This is a genomic window from Candidatus Polarisedimenticolia bacterium, assembly GCA_035764505.1.
GTDB lineage: Bacteria > Acidobacteriota > Polarisedimenticolia > Gp22-AA2 > AA152 > AA152.
Genome location: DASTZC010000124.1, coordinates 1 through 8,224, shown reverse-complemented (window position 1 = coordinate 8,224; position 8,224 = coordinate 1). Strand labels below are relative to the sequence as shown.

The 8,224-nt window shown below is 66.3% G+C and carries 9 protein-coding genes; 1 reads left to right on the top strand and 8 read right to left on the bottom strand.

Annotated features, from left to right (window positions below; translation table 11 throughout):
- The 7 genes from VFW45_08755 to VFW45_08725 form a co-directional block, all read right to left on the bottom strand.
- On the bottom strand, positions 1-250 hold a 250-nt coding region (locus tag VFW45_08755), incomplete at its 3' end, for a hypothetical protein (GenBank protein HEU5180870.1).
- A 161-nt stretch (positions 251-411) separates the two neighbouring features.
- Complete coding sequence (locus tag VFW45_08750) at positions 412-3,171, bottom strand: serine/threonine-protein kinase (GenBank protein ID HEU5180869.1); 2,760 nt, start codon at positions 3,169-3,171, stop codon at positions 412-414.
- Between the two features lie 6 nt (positions 3,172-3,177).
- Positions 3,178-3,744, bottom strand: a complete 567-nt coding sequence (locus tag VFW45_08745; protein HEU5180868.1) for an ECF-type sigma factor — start codon at positions 3,742-3,744, stop codon at positions 3,178-3,180.
- Between the two features lie 211 nt (positions 3,745-3,955).
- The gene (locus VFW45_08740; protein HEU5180867.1) at positions 3,956-4,162 is read right to left on the bottom strand and encodes a hypothetical protein; all 207 of its coding nucleotides are present in this window, start codon (positions 4,160-4,162) and stop codon (positions 3,956-3,958) included.
- 154 nt (positions 4,163-4,316) lie between these two features.
- On the bottom strand, positions 4,317-5,057 hold the full coding sequence (locus tag VFW45_08735; protein HEU5180866.1) for an RNA methyltransferase: 741 nt from the start codon (positions 5,055-5,057) through the stop codon (positions 4,317-4,319).
- Positions 5,054-5,950: a DUF1848 domain-containing protein gene (locus VFW45_08730; protein HEU5180865.1), complete on the bottom strand. Its 897-nt coding sequence runs from the start codon at positions 5,948-5,950 to the stop codon at positions 5,054-5,056. The genes VFW45_08735 and VFW45_08730 overlap by 4 nt, the downstream gene beginning before the upstream one ends.
- Before the next feature lie 3 nt (positions 5,951-5,953).
- Positions 5,954-6,814, bottom strand: coding sequence for a radical SAM protein (locus VFW45_08725; protein ID HEU5180864.1), 861 nt, complete (start codon positions 6,812-6,814; stop codon positions 5,954-5,956).
- A gap of 117 nt (positions 6,815-6,931) precedes the next feature.
- On the opposite strand from VFW45_08725, the gene VFW45_08720 reads away from it, so the two are divergent.
- A complete protein-coding gene (locus VFW45_08720) occupies positions 6,932-7,915 on the top strand; it encodes an NAD-dependent epimerase/dehydratase family protein (protein ID HEU5180863.1) in 984 nt (327 codons plus the stop codon).
- A gap of 12 nt (positions 7,916-7,927) precedes the next feature.
- Here the strand turns inward: VFW45_08720 and VFW45_08715 are convergent.
- Positions 7,928-8,224, bottom strand: a 297-nt coding sequence (locus tag VFW45_08715) for a hypothetical protein (protein ID HEU5180862.1), incomplete at its 5' end; no start/stop codon positions are given.

The window sequence follows — 8,224 nt, the reverse complement described above, 5'->3', positions numbered from 1 at the left end:
GCTGCTTCTCCGCCTGATCGATCCAGCCCGTGGGTGCTGGGGTCCCGGTCTGGCGGGTGGCGGGCGCCGCGCGTGCTGTCGTGGGTGTCGAGGCGCTTCCCGTTTCGGTGGATCGGGGCCCCTGGGGAGCCGCCGTGGTCGCGCCCCCCTGAACCGTGGCCAGGAAAAGCGTCGGGATGAGAACCAGGCAGGTCCACTCGGATGCGCCTCTCGCATGTCGTTTACGGGCCGATCGTGACCTGCTCTGCATGGGTGGGACCCCTTGGCCTCGTTTTCCAGCTCTCTCCAGAGCTGGCGAATTGTTGTGCCGGTCGCCTGGTCTTTGGCTTCCTACTGAGGAAAACGGAGGGCGAGGACGAAACCCGACACGAGGGAGACGAGGAAACGAGGGGGGAAGAGGCTCGAGAGGGGCTAGCGGGCGGCGGCGCCCGGCTGCGCGAGCTGGCGTGCGCTCCGGGTGTCCGGGTGATCGGGACCCAGAGCGTCCTGGAGGTTTTCGGCAGCCGACCGGAAGTCGGCGACAGCGAGGTCGTGCTTGCCTTCGGTTTGCAGAGCCTGGCCCAAAGCCAGATAGGCGTGGCCGAGATGGCTGGAAAAGGTCCCCGGCTTGATGCTCGCCTGGATCGAAGCCAGGGCGTGGCTCGCATCGGAGACGGCGGCTTCCGTCTGCCCGAGCTGCCGTTCCATGTCGGAGCGGTAGGTCAGATAGATGGGGACGAGCTCGGTCCCTTTGCGGCCGGCTTTTACCGAGGCCTCGGCGATGCTCAGGGACTGATTGATCAGCTCTAGCCCGGCGCTCGAGTCGCCGCGCGCCTCGGCGAGCAAGGCCTCCTCCGATAGCAGCGTCGCCAGTCCGATGTCCCCGGGCGGCAGAGCGCTCCGCATCTTCGGCTCCGCCTGGGTCAGCATGACCTGGGCGCCAGCCAGATCCCCGCCAAGGCGATCCACGGAGGCGCGCAGCAGCAGGGCTTGACTGGCGAAGGCCGGCGCTTCGTTCTTCAACGCGACATCGTAGGCATGCTGCGCCTCGGCTGACGCTCGTTTCAGCTGTCCGAGGTCCCGAAGCGCCTGGGCGTGGCCGATGAGCTGCCAGGGAATGACGTCGGGATCGTCTTCGCTGGTGCTGAACTCGACGATGGCACGGTGGATCAGCTTCTCCGCTTCCAAGGGACGTCCCAAGGTGTAGAGCGACACTCCCCACTTGTAGCGGGTTATATTGGCCATGCCCGTGCTGTCGCGTCCCAGATCGGTGAGCAACGCGCTCAGCCGCTCGTATTCGATGCAGGCCTCTCGATTTCGTCCCGCGGAGCGGAGTGCGTCGCCAAGGCCCTGTGAGACCAGCAGGTCAAAGGTTTCGGGATGAGTGGGCGCCTCTTTCAGCAGCTCCTGGGCCTGCTTCAGGCGCGCAATCGCTTCGTTCTGGTCGCCCATCGACCGGGAAACGTAGGATCCGTTCTGCAGGCAAAAGGCACGCTCGAAGGCGAATTGAGTTTCCCTTGGGAGCTCGTCGAGGCCTTCCCTGATCAGCGACTCTGCGCGGGGAAACAGGCTCTTGTCGGAGTTCACCGCCTTTTCGGCGACCGCATTCCCAAGGACGCAGGCTGCCTTCGCGCGCACCGATGGCTCCGACACGCCGCGGGAAATCTGATATGCCTCCTCGGCCATTCGCAGCGGTATTGCGGTGCCCTTCTCCCTGGGGTAGCGCCGGCTGACTGCGATGAGGATCTCCACGCGATTGGCCCGGTCTGTTCCCTGCCGGAGCCCGAGAATCTGCTCCGCGGAATCGAGAGCCTCCGGCTGAACAGGAGATGTATCGGCGAGCAGGTCGTCGAGATCGTTGATCGCTTCGGCGCGCGACCATTGGCGGAGCGCGAAATCGCGCTGTGCGCGGGCGGTCCTCGCCTCGATCAGGGTTCCCACGAGCCCTCCGATGGTCGCCACCAACGCGAGCGTCGCGAGCGCAACGACGGCACGATTTCGGCGCATGAACTTGCGCGTCCGGTAGACGAGCGTCTCCGCACGGGCGCTGATGGGCTCGTGCCGTAGGAATCGACGCAGATCATCTGCCAGGGCGGTTACCGAGGTGTAGCGCTCGGCAGGGTCTTTCTTCAGCGCCTTGGCCACAATCGTGTCCAAGTCGCCCCGCAGCGCGCGACTGAGCTTGTCGGGGCTGGTGGAGCGGCGGAAGGCATGGTCGGCCGTCGAATCAGGGCCGGCTCGGGGCGATCGAAGAACTTCGGACGGACGGGGCGGCTCGGTTTCCACGATGGCCTTGATCAGCTGGGCCGGGGGTCGAGGTCCCGGTCCCGCCGGGTGCTCTCCGGTCAGAAGCAGGTACAGCAGCACGCCCAAGGCATAGACGTCCGTAGCGGTCGTAATCGCTCCGCCGGTGACCTGCTCGGGCGCGGCATATTCGGGGGTCATGGCCACACCCCCCTCGCGAGTCAGGGGTTGAGCCGTATCGGCGGTCGCGTCTTCCGTCACCAGCTTGGCGATGCCGAAGTCGAGCAGCTTCACCCGTCCGTCGGCGGTGACCAGCACGTTCGAGGGCTTCAGGTCGCGATGGACGATCAGGTGCGCGTGGGCATGGGCCACGGCGGCGAGCACGTCGAGAAAGATGCGGCTCCTCGCCTCCACCCCAAGCCGCCGCTCGTCGCAGTAGCGGTCGATCGGCTCGCCGGCGACGTGCTCCAGGACGAGGTAGGGCTGTCCGCTCGGAGAAACCCCGGCGTCGATCAGATCCGCGATGTGGGGATGGGCGAGGCGGCCCAGAAGGATTCCTTCGCGCTTGAATCTCTCGCCGCCCGCCCCGTGAAGGGCGACCCTCGGAAACTTCACGGCTACCTGCCGCTGATAGCGCCCATCGCTGCGCCGCGCCAGCCAGACCGACCCCATTCCCCCTTCGCCGATGGAAGAGACCAGGGTGTAGGCGCCGACGGCGGTGCCCTCGAGGGCCGATGACCCTGGCAACGATGCCGGGGGTCGCCCCAGGAAGCCCTCGCTCGTCAGCGACCAGTACTCATCGAGCAGAGTCTGGACATCGGCGGCCAGAACCGGGTCCCGCGCTCGCAGATCCTTCAGCCAGGCCGCCCGCTCGGCCTCCTGCAGCTCGAGAGCGTGGTGGACGTTGGGTAAGGCGGCCTGCCAGCGGACCGGGTCGAAGGTGGACATGAGCTCCTACGACAGGTCGGCCCGGACGGTCCGGTGAAGGTAGAGGCGCGCCTCCCGCCACCGGCGCTGTACGGTCCGCTCGGTGATGTTGCGCATCGCCGCAATCTCCGCGAACGAGAAGCCGCAGAAGAACTTCAGATCGACGATCTCGGCGAGCGCCGGATCCACCTTCGACAATTCCTCAAGTGCCGAGCCGACCTTCATCAGCTCCTTGTCGTCGACGGCGTCCTCGGCCACGCTCGTGCTCAGGGTGGTGATCTCGAACTGTCCGCCGCGCTTGCGAGCCTGCCGATTGCGGGCATGATCGATGATCAGGTTGCGCATGACCCGTGAGGCGTAGCCGATGAAGCGGGCGCGATCAGGGAAGCTGGTGCTGCCTTCCTGCTCGGACATGTTGATGTAGGCCTGGTGCAGGAGAGTCGTCGTCCCCAGGCTCATGCCGGCGCCGTGACGCGCCAGCTCGCGTTGCGCGAGCCGATGGAGCTCGGAATAGAGGAGGCTGAAGAGGGCCTCGGAAGCAGGGCCATTGCCCTGCTCGGCGGCCGCGAACAGTGCCGCGATGTCCTGGCTCATGGGTGGAACGAGCGATCGGCGGCGCCGATCGGGCCGGCGGCGGACCTGCGTCTTGCCGCAGCGGTTTCCGGCGCGCGCCTTCCTCGGATCTGGAAAGGGTCGGCCAAGCTCAGCCCTCGCTGCTGAGAATCGCCTGGTTACCGGATCATAAATCTGGGATTTCGTTTGCTTGTAGGAATTCTACACGAAATAACCTTGCCCGTAAATTATTTCAGGCAGGGCTCTTAGGGGATGGCGCCGGCTGCTCGCCGCTCGGTTCGGGCGCGTCCAATCCGGCGGCGGCAATCACTTCCTCCTCCGCTTCCTTGGTCGACTCCATCTGCCGGATCTTCAGCAGCTGGATATCCTTCAACGAGCGGGTGGCGTCCAGCAGCTCCAGAATGTCGCCGCTTCCTTCGCGATAGGCTTCTTCCGCCATGCGGCGCAGGTCAGGAACAAAGCGGACGCGGTGCGCATCCTGGGAATCAACCGGCGAACGCTGTACCGGAAGCTGGTCGGGGCGGATGTGCCGCGCTCCCGCCGTTCCGGCAGCGATTGACCCGCCGCATCCGGCGGGATTCCTTCCGGTAGTTTCACTCCTTTCCTTCTTCCCGGCGCAGGGCCCACTCCACCTGGCTCAGGATTCCCCGCAGGATTCGCACCTCCCTGTCTTCCAGCCCGCTGCGGCCGAACAGCCGCCGAAGCGAAGCCATGATTCTCCCGGGATTGTTCTCGTGCAGGAACCCGATGCGCAGGAGGACCGATTCCAGCTGGCGGTAGAGCTCCTCCCTCGCCCGCAGGGTCGCCAGCTCGAGCGGCGCCTCGCCCGAAGGAAACTCGGAGGAGGCGCGGAAAAGCTCGTATCCGACCAGCAGAACCGCCTGCGCCAGATTGAAAGAGGCGAAGCCGGGATGGGCCGGAATGGTGAGAAGGACGTCACAGCGGTCCACGGCATCACCATCGAGGCCGTCTTTTTCCGATCCAAAAAGAAGGGAAACTTCCTGGCCCTCTGCGCGTGGAAGGACTTCCCGGATCCAGGCTGTCGGCGCCAGCAGCGGCGATCGATCCTGGCCGGCCCGCCGGGTCGTCCCAACCACCATCCGCGAGCCGCCGACCGCCGCTTCCAGGGTGTCGAAGACTTCGGCGCGCTCGACGAGATCGCGGGCCTCCATCGCCGGCCGCACGGCAGCCGCGCAGAGGTGATCGACGGGGCGCACCAGCACCAGGCGGGAGAGGCCGCAATTCTTCATGGCACGTGCCGCCGTCCCGATGTTCTCCGGCAGGCGCGGCTCGACGAGGACGACCCGGAACTGTCCGAGGTCGAGCGACTTCACCTCGCCCCCTTCCCCTCCGCGGCAGGAGGGATCAGCACGCTGCCCGCCGGGTCGTGCCGCCGGCGCCTCTGATGGGCCGTGTCGCGGTCTTTCGTCGCATAGCAGTAGAGGCAGCCGTGGGGGCAGCTGTCGTAGGCGCCGATGTCGTACGAGCGGCTGCAGCCGCATTGCTCGCGCGTCGGGCCGGCCGCGGTGCCGAGCGCGAGGTCGGGCCAGATCGCGAGGATCGCCTCCCGATCGATGCAGCGGGCCTTCTCGACCCGGCCTTCTACGAGATCGTCGCTGCAGCAGGCCGCCAGCGTGATGCCGCGGGCTGCGGCGATTTCCGCCAGCTCGCCGGCCAGCTCGCGCCGCTCTTCCGGCCCCACGGACGGCAGCGGCACCTCCTGCCGCGCGAAGCTTCGCCGCAGCTTGCCGTAGATCTGCGTGAAGCTCACGCTGCAGCGGCGGGTCGCCCCTTGCAGGGAATCAGCCAGATGCGTGAAATTCTCGAGGTGGAAACTCCGGTCGCAGGATTCGGTGACCAGGATGGGATCGTAGCGCCACAAAACCCGATCCGGTCCGATCTCCGTCGCCAGAGCATGCATCTGCGCGATGGCGGCGCGTGCCGACGGGACATGCGACTCGTAGCGCCGAGGCAGAGAGGTCAGCGTGAAGTGGATGAGGAAGCGGTGCCCGCGCGCCGCCAGCTCGGGCAGGTGCTTGCGCATCGGTGCGAAATTCCGTGTCCAGAAGACGATGGCGGCCGTATCGCAGGGTTGCAGGGAAACGGTGGCGACGGCGCCGCTATAGGGATTCAGCCAGGAAGCAGACCCGCGGCGGATGCGCTCCATGAACCAGTCGCTGTAGAAGGCGGGGATGTCGGTGCGGCGGCTGGCGGAGATGAGGTGCATCGCTCATGCCGTCCACGTCCGGGAGCCGTAGTAGCCTTCGACGCGCAGCCCGGTATCCCGTCGCACCCGCTCGACGATGCCATCCACTTCCTCGTCAGTCAGGGGCTCCACCTCGGAAGTCGGCGGCTTGCGGGCCACCGTGTAGATCTGCACCAGCTTGATGCCCCCGCCCTGGTCCAAGATATTCCGCAGCTTCACGGCGTACGCCTCGATCTCCGGCTCGGAAGGGCCTTCTCCGCTCAGTTTCAGGAACAGGCTCTGGATCACGAGGGGCCGGATGCGCGCCGCCTCCAGCAGGTTGGCGAGAATCTTCGCGAAGCGGGCTCCGCCCGGGACGCAGACGAGCTCGTAGTAGGCCTCGGTCCCGGCGTCGAGCTTCGCCCAGATCTCGCCGTCGCTGCGGTCCAGCACCGCCAGCGCTTCCTTGACCGCCGGCCGATCCAGCACCGTCGCGTTGGTCAGCACGGCAATCTTCAGCCCCTGCAATCCCAGCCGCTCCTTCAATGAGACAACCTGCCCAACCACCTCCAGGAACCGAGGATAGGTCGTCGGCTCTCCGTCTCCCGCGAAGCTGATGTCGGCCAGGCGGCGCCTCCCGGCCGGTACGTCGGCAAAGCGCGGCTCGCCGAACAGCGTGCCGTCCTTGCCGCGGCGCAGGACCGCCTCCAGCTCCTCCAGCAGCCGGATCTCGTCCACCTCCCGCAGCGCGGGAGGCGTGGTCCGGTCCACCTGGCAGTAGATGCAGTCGAAATTGCAGATCTTGTCGGGATTGAGGTTGATCCCGATCGAGATGCCGCGCGCCCGCCGCGAATGAACGGCGTAGACGTAGCGGTTCTCGCCCAATTGCCTCGGGTGGAGGCTCATGCTGGATGGCTTGTCGCTCATATCTGGAAGAATAGCACCAATGCCGAGCCGGTCGCGCGGTCTCGAAGCAACCCAGGCGTTCGACAAGGGGGCCCGGCGCCATTACACTCTCCCCCCGTGAACGGCCCATCCATCTTCCTCAGCGGCGTCACCGGCTTCATCGGCAAGCGTCTTCTCCCCCTGCTCCTGGCGGAAGGCAAGCGCATTCATGTCATCGTGCGCGATCCCGCGAAGCTGCGCATGCCGGAAGGGGCGCCGCTGCGCATCTTCAGCGGCGACATCGCCGATCCCGGCGTCGTGACCCGGGCGATGGAGGGGTGCGAGGCCGGTTACCACCTGGCGGCGCAAGTCCAGAGCGGCCGTCCCGCCGCCGACTACGAGCGCAGCAACGTCATCGGAACGCGCAACGTCCTCTCCACCGCCAAGGCGATGGGGGTGCAGCGGCTCGTCTACTCCTCGTCGATCATCGTTTATGCCAACGATACTGCTGAGATGAAGGACGAGTCGTCGCGGGTCGGCGGCGAGACGTTCCTGAGCGACTATCACCGGACCAAGTACTACGCCCACCTGGAAGCCGCCCGCTTCGCCGCCGAGGGGCTTCCCGTCGTTCCGGTGATGCCCGCCTCGGTCTTCGGGCCGCACGATCCTTCCGACGCGAACCGCGTCTTCACCTGGTGCCGCCGATTCAAGCATGGCTGGGTGCCGCACTGGCTGCCGGAAGGAGGCCGCACGGTGCTCAACGTGGTCTACGGCGAGGACGTGGCGCGCGGCATCCTGCTGGCCATGCACCGCGGAACGCCGGGAGAAGGCTACATCCTGGGCGGGGAGAACATCTCCATACGCGACCTGCTGGGGCGCATCGGCTCCCTGGCCGGCGACTCCCGCCCTTTCAAGAGCTTTCCCGTCGGCCCGCTCGTGCCGCTGGCGGCGCTCTCGGAGGGCATCGCCAAAATAACAAGGACCAGGCCGCTCCTGAGAAGCGGCCTGGTCCGTTCGATGCGTCTCGCCTGGGCTTTTTCGTCCGACAAGGCCCGCCGCGAGCTCGATTACACCGTCACGCCTTTCGAAGCGGCGCTGAAGGCGACTTTCGAGAGCGCCTGAGCGGCTCCCTCCTCAGAGGTTCTTCGCGACCACCGTCTCCAGCTCCTTGATCTGCTTGGAGCCGTCGGTCACCACCGCGCTGAACTTCACGTTGTTGTCCTTGTCGCCGAACATGACGGTACGGCTCTGGCTGACCTTGTAGTAATTCTCGAAAATCTGGTAGCCGGGGTTGTCCTTCCCCTGGGCCTTGTAGACGGCGTCGGCATTCTCCGCAATCACCAGCGGGAAGGTGATCTTGTTCTCTTCCTTGATCTGCTTCAGCTTCGTCAGCGCCGCGGCCGGGTCGGACACCGGCGACGCTTTGCCGTC

Coding starts and splice junctions, on each gene's coding strand:
- VFW45_08750 (HEU5180869.1), bottom strand. CDS start 3,171: ATGTCCACCTTCGACCCGGTCCGCTGGCAGGCCGCCTTACCCAACGTC.
- VFW45_08745 (HEU5180868.1), bottom strand. CDS start 3,744: ATGAGCCAGGACATCGCGGCACTGTTCGCGGCCGCCGAGCAGGGCAAT.
- VFW45_08730 (HEU5180865.1), bottom strand. CDS start 5,950: ATGCACCTCATCTCCGCCAGCCGCCGCACCGACATCCCCGCCTTCTAC.
- VFW45_08725 (HEU5180864.1), bottom strand. CDS start 6,814: ATGAGCCTCCACCCGAGGCAATTGGGCGAGAACCGCTACGTCTACGCC.
- VFW45_08740 (HEU5180867.1), bottom strand. CDS start 4,162: ATGGCGGAAGAAGCCTATCGCGAAGGAAGCGGCGACATTCTGGAGCTG.